Source organism: Pseudobdellovibrionaceae bacterium (assembly GCA_023898385.1).
Lineage (GTDB): Bacteria > Bdellovibrionota > Bdellovibrionia > Bdellovibrionales > UBA1609.
Window position 1 is genome coordinate 3,113,997 of record CP060220.1, and the last position, 14,106, is coordinate 3,128,102.

The window sequence follows — 14,106 nt, forward strand, 5'->3', positions numbered from 1 at the left end:
GAGAAACCGAACTAGGTCCAGGAGAAAAAGACTCGATAAGGAGTTGAAGGGTAATGAAGAAAATAGTGTTGATACAATTCATCGTAGCTATGGCGGGTGCCAGCTTTGCTCACGCTCAATTTTACGTGGGCGGTGGTGTTCAAGGTGGTATTAACGGATGTCCCTACCCTTATGGTTCTGGTGCCGGCGCCGAAAGTAAGAATGATAAAATTGCTGATGCAGAGCGGGACATTAAGGAAAAAGAAAAGGCTATTTCGGATGCTAAGCTAGTAAAACTTCGGGCAGAATCTGAGTTGAAGCGGCATGAACTCAATATTTCTACCGTGCTAAAAACAAAAGCAGAGGGTGGCGCCGATGTTTTTAGCGCCGTAAAGTACCACATTGATGACCAGAAAACATTGGACATGTATGGCGTGTGCGGCAAGGTTCAGCAAGGTAAGGATATACGAACAGCGTATTGTGTGCCAGCGGAGCTTTTGGCGGGCGCCGAGTCCAGAACTGGATCATCATATGTGTCCTTTGATGAACTTGCTAGGCGAGACGAGGAGGATTTGCGCAAGACCTATGAATCATTGAGTCGTTCGGGAGGCGCTTCTAGCCTAAAAGATTGCAAAACTACAAGAGTTGCCAACCAAGACAAAATAGAAATAGTCGACGAGCAGCCTTGGGAACGATTTTGTGGCGATGACCGTAGACACGCAGGTATGTGGGATTTTAATAGTTTTATTGGTGATTTTGGATTAGTGGAGCCTGGAATTTGTAGTAAGGATTCATTCATTAAACCAAGATATCATGTGGGTCAGTCAAAGAGCGATTCGGCCCAGAATGCCAGAGACAAGTGTGCCACCAGCATAACAGGATACATCGAAGTAAAAGCTAAAATTAAGGAAGCTGATAGTATAATTAAAGACAGCGAAGGAGAATTGACGAACTTAAAGAGCATACTCGAACTGGAAAAGAAAATCTGGAAAGAAGAGCAAAAACAAGCTCTCCGCGAAGGCCGTCAACCGGACCCTGGCGTTACTGAAGCCGGTGTTTGCACCACTGGAAATTGCCCCGGGTATCGTAAAGTGGACACTTGGGATCGTATCTTAAATGTGGGAATGGCCGCATTGGGCGGATACCTTTCTTATCAGGGAGTGAAATATGTCACAGACGCTAACACTTCATTGGGCTGGCAAACGAATCCCTATTTAGCTGTTGGCATTGGTTATCCCTTTTTGGCTGCGGGTCTCTATGGAGCCTTCGGCGGTGGTATAGGGGCCGGCGGTTTTGCTTGTGGTGGTTATCCGGCAGGTCCTTACGGCGGCATGGCTGGAATGTATGGTAACTTTGGTGGTGGGTTTGGCTTTCCCCCTGCCTGGGGAGCCGGTTATCCCGGGGGACCCTTTATGCCAGGCATGGGCCCATGGGGAATGGCCGGACCCTACGGCGGTATGGGTATGGGATATCCAGGAATGGGCGGTATGGGCTTTGGCATGGCAGGCGGTTATCCTGCAGCCGGAGGTATGGGCTTTGGCATGGCAGGCGGTTATCCTGCAGCCGGAGGTATGGGCTTCGGTATGGCCGGTGGATACCCAGCAATGGTGGGTTATCCCGCAGCTGGTGGTATGGGCTTCGGCATGGCTGGTGGTTATCCAGCAATGGCCTATCCCGCAGCAGGCGGCATGGGCTTTGGCATGGCTGGCGGTTATCCCGCAGCTGGAGGAATGGGCTTCGGAATGGCCGGTGGCTATCCTGCAGCAGGTGGCATGGGCTTTGGCATGGCTGGTGGTTATCCAGCAATGGGCTATCCCGCAGCAGCAGGCGGCATGGGCTACGTGGGTGGTTACCCAGCCATGGGTGGAGCGGGCTCGATTCAGATGCAGCAACAGTTAATGCAGCAACAAATGGCAGCCCAGCAGTACTATTTGCAACAGCAACAACGGTATTTCGCTGAACAACAACAGCGGTCTGTTTTGGTCGGACGACTGCAGCAAGAGCTTGTTAAGATTCAACAACAAATCCAGCAGATTTCTATGGGCGGCGGTGGCTATGGCGGTTACTCCGGTGGAGGATACTTGGGCGGCGGAGTCAATTTTGGCTATGGCGGCTCGGGTGGTTATGGAGGCGGCGGTTATTACGACCCTCGCAACACGGATCAGCAGCCAACAAGATAGTAGACAGGGCGCCCTATGCGCTCCGTTTGAAATCACGATATAAAGACCTCGCACATGGCGAGGTTTTTTTATGCCTATAGAGCGAATCGATCATTGTTATGACAGTCACGTTCATTGGTTGGCCACGGGTGAGATGCAATCCCGTTTAGACCTTCGTTCCCTTAAAAAGGCCGAAGACGTGGCTTCACTTTTGGTATTGCCTCAACATTTTAAAGATCGCTGGCTCATCGGATTTGGTTGGGATGAAAGTCTTTGGAGTTCTCCCGATGGATTAAATAGAAAAACTTTGGATCGACAGTTTCCTGATCATCCGGTGTGTTTTTCTCGGGTGGATGGGCACACGGTATGGCTCAATTCAAAGGCCCTAGAAGAACTGGGTTGGCTGAGAGGAGATTTGCCTCAATTTCAGGGTGGAAAAATCATTATGGATGACACCAACACACCAACGGGAATCGCCATCGATAGTGCTGCTAACTTTGTTCGAAAACAGATTCCGAAGGCCAATGCCACGCAGGTGGCGGCCTCATTGCTGCAAGCGGTGAGAGTGTTCAATAATCAAGGGATCACTCATATTCGCGATATGACTTGTTCCATAGAGCAATGGAGCGAGGCTGTGCGCTTAGATGACAGTGGTCTACTCACTCTAGCGGTAGAGCAATTTTTTAGCGCGGATGATCCAGCTGATTTTGACGATGCTTTTGAATTGGCCTTGCAGGCGAGAAAGACAACAACACCTCGGTTGCGAGCAAAAGGATTAAAGGTTTATTACGATGGAGCCTTGGGGTCTGAAGGCGCTTTTTTAAGTCAAGATTACCCCTCAGGGTCGGGTCGAGGCCTGGTGCTCATTGAACCATCTGAATTAAAACAGATGCTGAGGCGCTCATGGGAGCAAAAATTTGATATTGCCGTACACACCATCGGGGATCAAGCAGCCCAGGATGTGGTCGAAGTGGCCTGTCAGCTTTGGGACAAGGGGTTTAAAGGTCATCTGCATTTAGAACACGCCCAAGTGTTGCGACCAGAAACAGTTTCTCTGCTTGTGGGCAAAACCGTCACATGTCATTTACAGCCCAGTCACTGGCTCAGTGATAAACGCTGGCTAAAAGAAAAATTGGGGTCTTTATATGAATTCAGTTTTCCGTGGCGACAGCTGCAAGAAGCTGAAATTGAGTTTTATTTTGGAAGCGATAGCCCCATCGAGCCGGCAGATATCCCCCGTTCACTTTCTGCCCTGAATGACAGTGCCCTGCACGGCATCCCCAAACTACTGGGGCCGGGTCTGAAATACCACACCCATCCCGATCCCACCTGGGTGCCGGGCACTTTTTCTGAGTTTTCTAACGACCAAGTAAAAGCGGTGGTGTTTCAAGGTAAACATTTGTTTTAAAAACCATGTTTGTGGGTGGGGGGAGCGGCCTCTTCCACCACTTTTTGCGGTAAATTGTTCTTTACGATGAGAGCGCCAGTTACACCAGCCCCCAACCAAAACCAGGGATTCTTATACCAGGTTGTTGTTGGTTTTTTAAGGGCGTCAATGGGGATCGTCTTCGCAGATATTTTTGTATCAATAGGGCCAAGTTTTTGCTGTGGTTTTCCGATGCAATTCCCGTCAAAATAACCCCGGAGAAGACCTTTGTTTGTGAGACTCAACAACTGAGGGTCAACCTCCATCGATAAGCAGCTGCCCCGAACGGAGGGCCTTCTTTGCGGAGACCACCTTGAAAGATGTTTGCCCAACCCCGAATAGGTTTGTCGAACAAAGCTATTTGAATACAAAGTGATTCGCATTTGCTTTTTCGGTAGGCGAAGGATTGTTCCAAAAGAGAGATCTATCACTTCGCCATCAATGTGGGCCTGGGTGAAGTCGTTCCACTTTTCATCAACAACCCAGCTGAAAAAACTTTTGTGTTTTAGCACATCTTGAAATTTCTCAATAAGGGGTGGTGGAAAGAGATCTTTATTCGCGGTTGATTCACTTCCAAATTCTGCAGCCAAAGAGATCCAGTTTGACGATCTGTCCTGATCCAATTGAGCCAGTCGAAGTAGAGAAGTCATAATCAGTTTTCTCTCCGGAAGCTTCCAGTCTTCTAGAAACGCAAATCTCGACACTTCTGTAAATTTTTGCATGGATTCGTCGAGATGGCCTTGTAGAAACTGAAGTTGGGCTTCTGCAAACAGGTCTGTCAAAATTTTAATTTTGTCAGCTGTGGGAAACTCCCGGATTTGAAAATCCACGACCGGTTCAAAGTTGTCATTTACAAGCAAAAAAGCCTGAAAATCATTGTGACTTTTCGGGTTGCTATTGACTAGCACCAGCGCAGGAGGCTCCGCATGAGAGAGGTGCGAAAAACCAAGTGCAAATACGATCACGGCTAAGCAAAACCATTTCAATAGTGCCTCAGGTTGACGAGATTTTTTATTTTCTAATTTATCGGTCACCATGAGATTTCGCTTACTCCTCAGAAAGGTCAATAATTCGACGTCTTGCCGGTTTTCTATTTACAATCTTCGTTCCAGTTTTTTCCGGACTTTGCACGGCCACCGAAAATCGAGTGCCATTTTGTAAAATGGGGTTAACAAGATCGTCTCGTACAAGAACCGCTAGATGTTCTGGGCTGTTAGGGCTTCTCAGGATTTTTACTCCCTGCGCCACAAGCGTGGATTTGCCCTGTCCCTCGGTGGCCGTGTAAAGATCGACCACGCCGAAATTTCCAAGAATTTGGTCCAAGGCCCGATAATTTTCCACTTCAATGGGGAGCAACACATGACCTTCCGGAATATAAGTGTCAGCAGAAGCTGGATGCGGGTCTGTGTGGGGTGGTTTTTGGTTTTCCCACAGCCAAGACAGTAAACCCAACGCGAGAATGACGGCGCCGAGGGTCCATGGTGGCAATTTTTTCATTGAATAAGTGGACCACTTTTTAATGTTCATCTGTAGACCCTTTCCACAGTGTATTGAAATTTGTCGAGCGACCGGCGAGTTTGTTGATTCATAGAAAATGCCAGATAAACAAATAACATGATGGTGGTGATAGAAATCATCACCTCTACAATGACCTGACCGTTTTCATCTAGATGCTGAGGGCGGGATACCATTTGTTGTTCTCCTTTTTGATTGTGGCGGCACAGTGGCCGGGAAATAGACCTCTCACGATATTTTTAAATTCAAGTAAGGGCCCTTCAAAAGTTTTGATGGACCATCCCCAATTGATATGGGCTTTTTGTAATTGCGAAAAAAACGGCAAAGGATGATAGCTGGGAGTGAGCGAGGTCAGTGGAAGCCCTGAAACCGCCAAGTGGGGTTGATGAATCTGGACATTCTGAACCTCCGCAGATGCCGCGCCTGCAAGTTTTTGGGGAATAATCTGCTTGAATCGGTAGATCACACTTTTAGATTGATTCAGCAGAGACTGCTGCTCTTTTCGTAGGGCCACTTGCATAGCGATTACAGCAGAGAGGTGGGCGCGGGTCGCCGCAATGGCCGGGGCCACGTGTGAGGCCAGCGCAATTTTAAGATTTTTTTCGGCAATCGTTCTTTTCTTTCGAAGGCGTTCGGCCTTTGGGTTCAACTGCAAAAGGCGATGGAGAAGGTTTGCCAGTTCAAATTGCGTAGCCATTGTGTGAGATTGGCAAACGAAGTTGAGTTTTTGCCGAGTGATCAAGATTTGTGAAAGAATCGAAAGAGCGGCTAATAGAGTGATTATCACAGGTAAAAAGGTCAACAGGCTCACCACAACATACCCCTGTTGGTTTTTTTTGATTGTCTTAAAATTTGAGATTCCTTCAGAGACACTGTTTGGTGACTGTCTCCAATAGCCGGAATGGACCACGTGATATTCGCTGTGTAGACCTGTTGAGGCCGAGGGCCGGAGCGATGCAGTCTTAGGCTTTTGATGCCACCCCACTTGAGGACATTGGTGATTTGTTTTTGCGAAAGCCTTTCGCAAACCGAAGGTGATTGATCTTTGGCCAAACACAGGGCCGCCTCGTAGGTTGCAAAGTGAATCCAAACACTCACCATCAGAGAGTAAAGAATCACCAAAGCCACAGCCAGACCTGCAGACACAAAGGTTAGGCTCAGCGCCGCTTCGATGCTGACCCAGCCTTGTTGTGATCGAATCATTTTGATTTGCCACTGGTGGACCCATTCATAAAGTCGCTGAGGTCACGTTTTTTGTAAATGGACTCGTTCACAGCGTCCTTTTCGGAACGTTTTTTTGATCCCTTGATGGCGTAAATCACATCAGTGAATTGCGCATTAACGGTTTGATTCAGCGTTCGCACCACGCCGAGAGTGGCCACGGCCATCAGGGCTACAAGGATCAGGTACTCAACCAGTCCCTGGCCGCGAGAATTTTTTAATAGCTTCATAACAGACTCCTAAGGTTCTAGGATCTGTGAGAAGCAAATGCGTGCCAGTTTTCTATTTCGGTTTTATTCAACAATGGCGTCCGACTGCGGACGTTGAAGTTCGGATTTCAGGCCCTTACCAAAGGGCCACGGCGAGCCTAGTTCTTCTTTTTGCCTCTTGCGGCCTTTCGGCGCTCCACAATCTGGCAAAGAATATCATAGGCCTCTTTGCGTAATCCGTTATCAAAAATGAAACTGTAAAATCCTTGAATCTCTGGACTTTGACGAAACTTTTTTGCCGATGAGGGCAAGCTGTCAGACTGCTTAAAGACAATAGAACTTCCGTCTTTTGATAAATTCACTTTTGACATGAGGATCTCCTGGATGGGGACCAAGATATGTAACATCGTGCATCCAGTCAAGGTGGAGGTGTCGTTAATATAAGATAGTGGCTGCGCCTCGGCGTTGCCAGAATCTGTACTTGGGCACCGCCAGAATCCGCACCTCGGCGCTGCCATAATCTGTACTCGGGCACCGCCAAGATCCGCACCTCGGCGTTGTCATAATCTGTACTCGGGCACCGCCAAGATCCGCACCAAGGCCAGGCAAAGGGGGCCAGGCGAGGGGGCGTCGACGACCCACGGCACGAGTGGCCGCAGGTCGTCTTCGGATGGCGTCACTGCGTGCCGCCACCCGGATACGCCCTGCACATCGTGATGTGGGTCGTCGACGCCCCTTCGCCTGGCCCCCTTTGCCTTGGCCTTGGTGCGGATCTTGGCTGATCTTGAGGGTTTTTGTGGTCCTTATTTTTGGGTCATCTTTGTTTATTTCCTGGTTTTTGTTTGGTTTATTGGGGATACATTTTGGGTCAGCATCTGGAGGAAACACTATGATCATGATGGACGGTAAGGCTGTTGCGGCCTTGCATCGAGCGAAAATTAAGAAGCAGGTGCAATCTTGGGTGCAAAGCGGTCAGCGGGCGCCGGGCTTGGCTGTGGTGCTGGTGGGTGAAGATCCCGCTAGCCAAGTGTATGTGCGAAATAAAGGGCGAAGTTGCGAAGAGGTGGGTTTTGCTTCTTGGATTCATGCTCTCCCTAAAGAGACGACCCGCGAATCTTTGAAGGCTATTTTAGACGAGCTCAATAGGGACTCGAATGTGGATGGAATTTTGGTGCAGCTCCCTTTACCTAAACACCTTGATCCCGATGAGGTTTCTGGATGGATTTCTCCTCTAAAGGATGCTGATGGATTGACTGTTGAAAATACGGGACTGTTATGGTCGGGGCGGCCTCGGGTGAAACCCTGTACTCCTTGGGGTGTGATGTCCATTCTTGATCACTACAATATACATCTTGGAGGAAAGGAAGCTGTTGTGGTGGGGCGTAGCCATATAGTGGGCAAACCTATGGCCTATTTACTTCAAGAAGCCAATGCCACGGTGACGCTTTGTCACTCAAAAACAAAAGATCTTGTGGAACACACGCGGCGTGCTGACATCGTTGTGGTCGCAGCTGGGCAACCTCGGTTGTTGGGGCGCGAAGATTTTAAGGCGGGTTCCGTAGTGGTTGATGTGGGTATTCATCGAGATCCGTCGGGATCTTCCACCAATAAACCCGGTCTTTGCGGTGACGTGCGGTTTTCAGAACTCAATGGTTGGGTGTATGCAGCCACTCCGGTGCCAGGGGGCGTGGGGCCAATGACTATAACCATGCTTCTTGAAAATACTTTGCACCTTTACAAGCTGCATATGGGATTAGCTAAGGCTTGAAAATATAAAGAGGGTTATTAAGGCGGCCATCAGCAGGCAACATCTTCATCACAGCTTTAGGTTACCTTTAAAAGATTCTCATTCAAAAAGATCTCAACATATCGAAGGGGATACGCCTTGGCCTTTTCTCAATTGAATCTGTAAAGGGTAGCTCAAATCTGGGCGAATGCATTGCCGGCTTATGGCCGACCTATTAGATCCCTTTTAGTACTGTTGGCAGGGTAGATTGGGGATGAAAAAGAGTTTTCTTATAGGCGCTTTCATCGACACCACCACCAACACTAAAACCATATTGTTCGGGGTTGGCGCCAATGGTCTTTAACGCCAAGACGGCCCACAAGTAGCTCACATGCCGGCAATCAATCATATTAAATGCTTCCATTTGGGTGGCCGACAGGCCTTTTTCAGACAGAACTCGTAGATGTTTGTCGGCGCCGCCGGCGCCCGTATGATAGGCCATAATGGCTATGGCCGGATCGTCAGAAAATTTGCGGAAATGATCGCGCATCAATACACCTGCCATCAGCGTGGCTGATCCAAAATACCCGCGATCATCTCTTGGGTTGAGTTTTCTGGGCGACGCGGAACTCACCACCACGGGGAAGATCTTCATTTCTAAGCTAAATTCTTTTTTTAATTTTTTTTGTTGGTCGAGGGCCGTGGGCCGTTGAATTTGCCAGGGGCCAGAGGCTGCATTTTCTGGCACACTATAGCGCTCTTGATTCACCACCAGGTTTTGATAGCTGCCTGATACAGCATACTCAGACTCGATGGGCAAAATATAAGCTATCTCAGGCGTGACATCCAGCAGTCTTGAAATGCCATAAACGTATTTTCGTAAAGGAGCGGCATGGGTGAAAAAACCGTCAGCCTTTCGCTTGTTGGGTACGACTCCGCCATTGCACTTCGCCGCAAAGGATTGACCCGTCCAGGCATTCACCATGGCTTGCACGCCGGAAGAGCTATTGTAGCGGCTTAAGCCGATGGATTGCTGGCGGGCATTTTTGAGCTTCGGGTCACTTGCGGCAATTTTTAAAAACGCAGACTCTTTATTGGCATCGCCAGCTCGAGGATCACCAGTGTCCGGATTCAAAGTGGCACGTGGCGATTCAATAAAAATAAGAAGATTTTCATTGGAGTTTTTTCGATCTTCAATACTCAACACGATATCGCCATTTTCATAGTTATTGCCCAAGAGATCGCCCCGCAACGAAGGTGAACTCCCTTTGTCGAAGCCAACGACCTCCACCTTTTGCACCTCTGAGGGACCATCGTGTGTGGCCAGCAAATCCGTTTCAATGACCACAAGGGGGGGCGCCTCGGCATCATTCGGTGCCTGAATTTCAATATGCGAAAACGACCTTCCGCCGTCGATCATTACGGTAGTTCTTTCGGCCGTGATTGCGGGCCTTTCCCCAAGAGATTTGATTGTGTTCAGGGGCTTGGAGGCTATGGGTTTCGTATTCTTTGAATTTTGAATGCGCACTCTTGATTCTGTTAAAGTGATGAGCATCACCGTATCCAAGTGACTCTCGGGAGATTCTCTTCGCAACACGAGTTCGGCGATCACGCAATCGTGGTCGCGACAAGTCAACTGGGCGAAGACCTCGTCATTTGCCAGACCGGTTTTTGAGTCAGGGGCTTTAAATGGGGCTTGGTTTGAGTCGGTCAATACGGGCAGTCGAAAGCGCAAGGCCGCTTCGCTATTGTCAAATTGTGATCGTAAATAAACAGTGAGGTCGATGAGTTGAGGTTGAACTCGAGTCGGCCGGCCCTGTCCGTCGAGCAGTTTCAGCGTCACGTTTCTAACCGCACTTGAAATCTGCTCATCTGATGTGGTGCCCTTGCGCTTTTTAAGCTCCTCAAATTCCTGACTAAATCCACCTGTGGTGTAAGGAAGCTTTCTCAACTGACCTGAATAGGGGTCAATCACCGGTTTGGTACCGCCAGTTTGCTGCCAGGGTTCAAGATTATTACCCAAGTGCGGCTCGAATCCGCCCACATGACAACCGGATATCCCTAAACTGATTAAGCCCAAAGCAAGCCATCTTGTAACAATCACTGATCTCTCCTGTGCCGAAGGTGTTTTGGCCCATGACCAAAACTCCCTACCAGGCTCTATATTGAGCAAATTGGAGGCCACAAGAGGCGCCAAATAATGGGATATGGACCTGATTTCACTAATGATTTGGTCGAATTTTTCAACATCCAGCGACAAAAAATGGCAGGCCATTGACTGCGGCATACAGAACAGAGAGAAGAGGTCCCATGTCTAACTCACCTAAGAAAACCCCCTTATACCAACGCCATGTTGAGCATGGCGGTAAATTAGTCGAATTTGCCGGATGGATGCTACCTGTGGAGTATGCAGGTCTTCGTCGCGAGCATTTACATGTCAGAGAGAGTGTGGGTTTGTTTGATGTGAGTCACATGGGTGAAATTCGGGTGAAGGGCGATAAGGCGTTACCGACACTGCAGTGGTTGACGACTAACGATGTGTCGCGCCTCGAGCCGGGTCGGGCCCAATACTCCCTGTTACCCAATGAACAAGGCGGTTTGGTCGACGACATCATTGTGTATTGTCTCGAAAAAAACTCTGACTATTTGGTTTGTGTAAATGCCTCTAACACTGAAAAAGATTTTCAGTGGATGCTAAAACACAATCAGGGCGCTGAAATCACCAATGAAAGTCAAAACTGGGGACAGATTGCCGTACAAGGGCCAAAGGCGATGGCTTTGGTGGCAAAAATTTTTGGTGATGGCGTAAGTGATCTTCCTCGGTTTGCGTTCTTAGATACTGAATTTGAAGGCCAGCCTGCGCTAGTGGCGCGAACGGGCTACACAGGCGAAAATGGCGTAGAGATATTTGTGGGCTGGGATAGAACAGTCCAATTGTGGAATCGCCTGGTGGCTGACGGTAAAAGCCTCTCTGTTCAACCCATTGGTTTGGGTGCCCGCGACACTCTCAGAACCGAGATGGGCTATAGCCTTTATGGGCATGAGATTGACGACGCCATTAATCCCTATGCCGCGGGCCTTGGTTGGGTGGTGAAAGCCTCCGACAAAGACTTTTTGGGAAAAGGCCCCATGCTTGACGCTAGGGAGCGAGGAATTAAGCGAAAATTGGTGGGACTAAAGATGCTTGAGTCGGGCATTCCCCGATCGGGCTATCACCTGTTTTCTTTTGACAACAACGAAATTGGCACGGTAACAAGTGGTACGCTTTCACCGAGTTTGCAGCAGGGCATCGCATTGGCTTTTGTCGACACGGCTTTTGCCAGCGAAGGTACAGTGCTAGCTGTGCAAATTCGGCAACGGAAGGTGCGGGCCCAAGTGGTCAAGCTTCCGTTTGTGACACCTAAAGGAGTTTAAAATGGCGGGTTTTCGCGTTCCAGACGAACCCTATTACACTAAAGACCACGAGTGGGCCTTGGTGGATGAAAATTTGGTCACCGTAGGTGTCACTGAATATGCTCAAGACTCCTTGGGCGAAATTGTTTATGTGGAGCTGCCTGAGGTCGGGCAGAAGGTCACCCAAAATGAGCCTTTTGGTGTGGTAGAAAGTGTTAAAGCCGTAAGCGATTTGATGGCTCCGGTGTCTGGCACCGTCATTGAAGTGAACGAAAGCATCAACGACAATCCCGGAATGATCAACGATGATTCCATGAACGAAGGTTGGTTGGTGAAGATTGAAATGGACACGGAAAAAGAGTTAGCCAACTTGATGCGTGCACCAGAATATCGAAAATTGATTGAAAAATAAGTTGTTGCCCACGTGGTGGTGTTGGTAAAACCTTCGGACAGCTTTTTAGACTTTGAAAATAAAATAAATGCCCAATTGGTGGAATTGGCAGACACGCTAGACTTAGGATCTAGTGCCGAGAGGCGTGGGGGTTCGACTCCCTCATTGGGCACCACTTCTTTAAAGGTTCGCTGATGCGGTCCCCTTTAGATAAATCCAAAAAACAATCAGATAAGCTCACCCGCGGTCAAAAAAATATCTTAATGGCCGATCAAATGTTTAAGGATGCCTTCCTTGTTAAGAAGACCCGTTTTTCAAAATTGCACCCTGAGCTTTCGGATGAAGACCTTAACAAAATGACAGCCCAGTATTTTAGGGAACTCAACGAAAGAGAGTCCTAATGTCCGCTGGGATGCTTGATGTACTTAAAGATGTGACAGATCGTTTAGAACAGGAAAGCATTGAATACTTTCTGGTAGGCTCAATGGCCTCTATGTATTATGGTCGCCCTCGATTCACTCAGGATATTGATTTAGTTGTTAGAATTAAGGCAAGACACATTCCTCATTTTGAAAAGCTCTTTCCCATTGAAGATTACTACTGCCCACCCATAGAAGTGCTTCAAGATGAGGTTAGTCGTAAGGGGAGCTTCAATCTCATCCATCAAGGATCAGGTATTAAAGTGGACATTATACTTGATGCGGAGACCAGTTTTTCAGCGTCCGAGTTTTCAAGAAAGAAAAAAGTCGAAATGGCTCCGGGAATAGAAGTCTATATTGCTTCGGCTGAAGACATTATTTTAAAAAAATTAGATTACTATCGTGAAGGGGAATCTGAAAAACATCTCAGCGATATCCGTGAAATCATCATGAGTGAAAAGGTGGACAACTCCTATATTGAGGAGTGGTCCTCTCGTATGGGTTTAGAAAAATATTGGGAAAAGGTTTGATAGGGGAGCGTCAAAACAAAAGTTAAAGAACACTCTGGTTGAGCGCTACAAGGAGTGATTCAATTTTTTTTCGACTTAGCATTTAGGCCCTCGCCAGAAAATTTTTGTGTACAAAAATGTTTTTTGATCGAAATGCGTAGGGTGACTCAAGTAGCGCGGAGGCTTTTAGTGATTCAACTCCAGAGACAAACCAAGGCTGTTCCAGTGCTTTGGTGTCATTGGCCCACTTTGGAGCGGTTAAACCCACTTCTTCGCAAAGTGCGATGACGGTGGCAGCAATCAGGACGTGAATAGAGTGCGGGCATGACCGGTCGGGGTTGAGTGCGAACAGTCGCATATCACAGGTTTTTCTAAACTCATCAACCATGTCCATGAGGTGAATCTTCCAAGAATCAACCCCGTCTCTGGCCACCCGAAAACTAGGTTACACTTTTTGGGTGAATCTTCCCGTACTTAGGTCTTGTGGAGTTAAAACCCATCGGTTCCGATAAGCGAACAAAGTTCAACTCAGAGAGGGTCAACCATGAATAAAAAAATATTGTCCACGCTAGCTATTGCTTTAACCGTACTTGTTGGGTGCACCAGCGACGGCACTTCCACAGAGGCCTCGTCATCTGTTTTTGTAGGCGCGTGGCTTAAGAACAATTGCGAAGCTCTTGGATCTGTAGGCGGCAAAACGGTCTATGGGAATCAGGTGACCATGTCTATTGCGGCCAGCGTAGTTTATAATGTCTCAAGGGCATGGGTGGATGATTCATCTTGTACAGCTGATCAAGAGGCCTGGGTTGAAACCATGATTTTCAGCTATGTGACTTCGGCATCTGATTTAGGTTCGGACATCTATAATTTTGATTCCACCCTCGCTGGTGGTACGTGGGAAATCAAAACAGCAGACGGAGCCACTGTTTTAAACGGAGCCAGTCAATGTGGGCAAACAGATTGGACATCGGGCCAAACCTACGAGCAAGAAAGCAGAGGCTGTTTTGACAGCATGCCTATTGGTACGGTGTTTTACAGCATAGGCCAAGTTTCAGGAACAACTTTGACCTTTGCAGACAGTCCATCAACATCGGAGTCCACGCGCCCAACGGCATTGGGAACGGACGAGGTCTTTCAGAAGCAATAACAAAGCATTCAC

At 48.2% G+C, this 14,106-nt stretch carries 17 protein-coding genes and 1 tRNA gene; 9 read left to right on the top strand and 9 right to left on the bottom strand.

The features are described from left to right. Positions 1 to 53: 53 nt before the first annotated feature. Both H6626_14335 and H6626_14340 read left to right on the top strand, forming a co-directional pair. The gene (locus H6626_14335; protein ID USN47346.1) at positions 54 to 2,159 is read left to right on the top strand and encodes a hypothetical protein; all 2,106 of its coding nucleotides are present in this window, start codon (positions 54 to 56) and stop codon (positions 2,157 to 2,159) included. Between the two features lie 70 nt (positions 2,160 to 2,229). Beyond that, the gene (locus H6626_14340) at positions 2,230 to 3,546 is read left to right on the top strand and encodes an amidohydrolase family protein (protein USN47347.1); all 1,317 of its coding nucleotides are present in this window, start codon (positions 2,230 to 2,232) and stop codon (positions 3,544 to 3,546) included. On the opposite strand, the gene H6626_14345 is transcribed toward H6626_14340, so the two are convergent. From H6626_14345 to H6626_14375, 7 genes are all read right to left on the bottom strand, one after another. Beyond that, on the bottom strand, positions 3,543 to 4,601 hold the full coding sequence (locus H6626_14345; protein ID USN47348.1) for a hypothetical protein: 1,059 nt from the start codon (positions 4,599 to 4,601) through the stop codon (positions 3,543 to 3,545). The two genes, H6626_14340 and H6626_14345, sit on opposite strands and share 4 nt — an antisense overlap. A gap of 10 nt (positions 4,602 to 4,611) precedes the next feature. Then, positions 4,612 to 5,091, bottom strand: coding sequence for a hypothetical protein (locus H6626_14350; GenBank protein ID USN47349.1), 480 nt, complete (start codon positions 5,089 to 5,091; stop codon positions 4,612 to 4,614). After that, entirely contained in the window at positions 5,088 to 5,255 is a 168-nt protein-coding gene (locus tag H6626_14355) for a hypothetical protein (GenBank protein ID USN47350.1), read from the bottom strand. Before H6626_14355 ends, H6626_14350 begins: the two co-directional genes overlap by 4 nt. Beyond that, entirely contained in the window at positions 5,231 to 5,890 is a 660-nt protein-coding gene (locus H6626_14360) for a hypothetical protein (protein USN47351.1), read from the bottom strand. The genes H6626_14355 and H6626_14360 overlap by 25 nt, the downstream gene beginning before the upstream one ends. Then, positions 5,887 to 6,282 (bottom strand): hypothetical protein, encoded by a 396-nt coding sequence (locus tag H6626_14365; GenBank protein ID USN47352.1) that lies wholly within the window; start codon positions 6,280 to 6,282, stop codon positions 5,887 to 5,889. Before H6626_14365 ends, H6626_14360 begins: the two co-directional genes overlap by 4 nt. Further along, complete coding sequence (locus H6626_14370) at positions 6,279 to 6,530, bottom strand: Flp family type IVb pilin (GenBank protein USN47353.1); 252 nt, start codon at positions 6,528 to 6,530, stop codon at positions 6,279 to 6,281. Before H6626_14370 ends, H6626_14365 begins: the two co-directional genes overlap by 4 nt. A 137-nt stretch (positions 6,531 to 6,667) precedes the next feature. Then, positions 6,668 to 6,880, bottom strand: a complete 213-nt coding sequence (locus H6626_14375; GenBank protein ID USN47354.1) for a hypothetical protein — start codon at positions 6,878 to 6,880, stop codon at positions 6,668 to 6,670. A 518-nt stretch (positions 6,881 to 7,398) separates the two neighbouring features. Here H6626_14375 and folD point away from each other — a divergent pair. After that, entirely contained in the window at positions 7,399 to 8,277 is an 879-nt protein-coding gene (gene folD, locus H6626_14380) for a bifunctional methylenetetrahydrofolate dehydrogenase/methenyltetrahydrofolate cyclohydrolase FolD (GenBank protein USN47355.1), read from the top strand. A 193-nt stretch (positions 8,278 to 8,470) separates the two neighbouring features. On the opposite strand, the gene H6626_14385 is transcribed toward folD, so the two are convergent. After that, positions 8,471 to 10,339, bottom strand: a complete 1,869-nt coding sequence (locus H6626_14385; GenBank protein USN47356.1) for a hypothetical protein — start codon at positions 10,337 to 10,339, stop codon at positions 8,471 to 8,473. Positions 10,340 to 10,545: 206 nt separating this feature from the next. Here H6626_14385 and gcvT point away from each other — a divergent pair, with 206 nt between their 5' ends. The 5 genes from gcvT (at position 10,546) to H6626_14410 (ending at position 12,968) form a co-directional block, all read left to right on the top strand. Further along, a complete protein-coding gene (gene gcvT / locus H6626_14390) occupies positions 10,546 to 11,649 on the top strand; it encodes a glycine cleavage system aminomethyltransferase GcvT (protein ID USN47357.1) in 1,104 nt (367 codons plus the stop codon). Position 11,650: 1 nt separating this feature from the next. Then, positions 11,651 to 12,040 carry a glycine cleavage system protein GcvH gene (gcvH, locus tag H6626_14395; protein ID USN47358.1) on the top strand — a complete coding sequence of 130 codons (390 nt, stop codon included), beginning with the start codon at positions 11,651 to 11,653 and terminating at the stop codon, positions 12,038 to 12,040. A 69-nt stretch (positions 12,041 to 12,109) separates the two neighbouring features. After that, a tRNA-Leu gene (locus tag H6626_14400) sits at positions 12,110 to 12,194 on the top strand. A 19-nt stretch (positions 12,195 to 12,213) separates the two neighbouring features. Beyond that, a complete protein-coding gene (locus H6626_14405) occupies positions 12,214 to 12,420 on the top strand; it encodes a hypothetical protein (protein USN47359.1) in 207 nt (68 codons plus the stop codon). Next, on the top strand, positions 12,420 to 12,968 hold the full coding sequence (locus tag H6626_14410; GenBank protein ID USN47360.1) for a hypothetical protein: 549 nt from the start codon (positions 12,420 to 12,422) through the stop codon (positions 12,966 to 12,968). The genes H6626_14405 and H6626_14410 overlap by 1 nt, the downstream gene beginning before the upstream one ends. An 82-nt stretch (positions 12,969 to 13,050) precedes the next feature. Here the strand turns inward: H6626_14410 and H6626_14415 are convergent, their stop codons facing one another. Beyond that, complete coding sequence (locus tag H6626_14415) at positions 13,051 to 13,341, bottom strand: hypothetical protein (protein USN47361.1); 291 nt, start codon at positions 13,339 to 13,341, stop codon at positions 13,051 to 13,053. A 150-nt stretch (positions 13,342 to 13,491) separates the two neighbouring features. On the opposite strand from H6626_14415, the gene H6626_14420 reads away from it, so the two are divergent. Continuing rightward, the gene (locus H6626_14420; GenBank protein USN47362.1) at positions 13,492 to 14,094 is read left to right on the top strand and encodes a hypothetical protein; all 603 of its coding nucleotides are present in this window, start codon (positions 13,492 to 13,494) and stop codon (positions 14,092 to 14,094) included. Positions 14,095 to 14,106 lie beyond the last annotated feature (12 nt).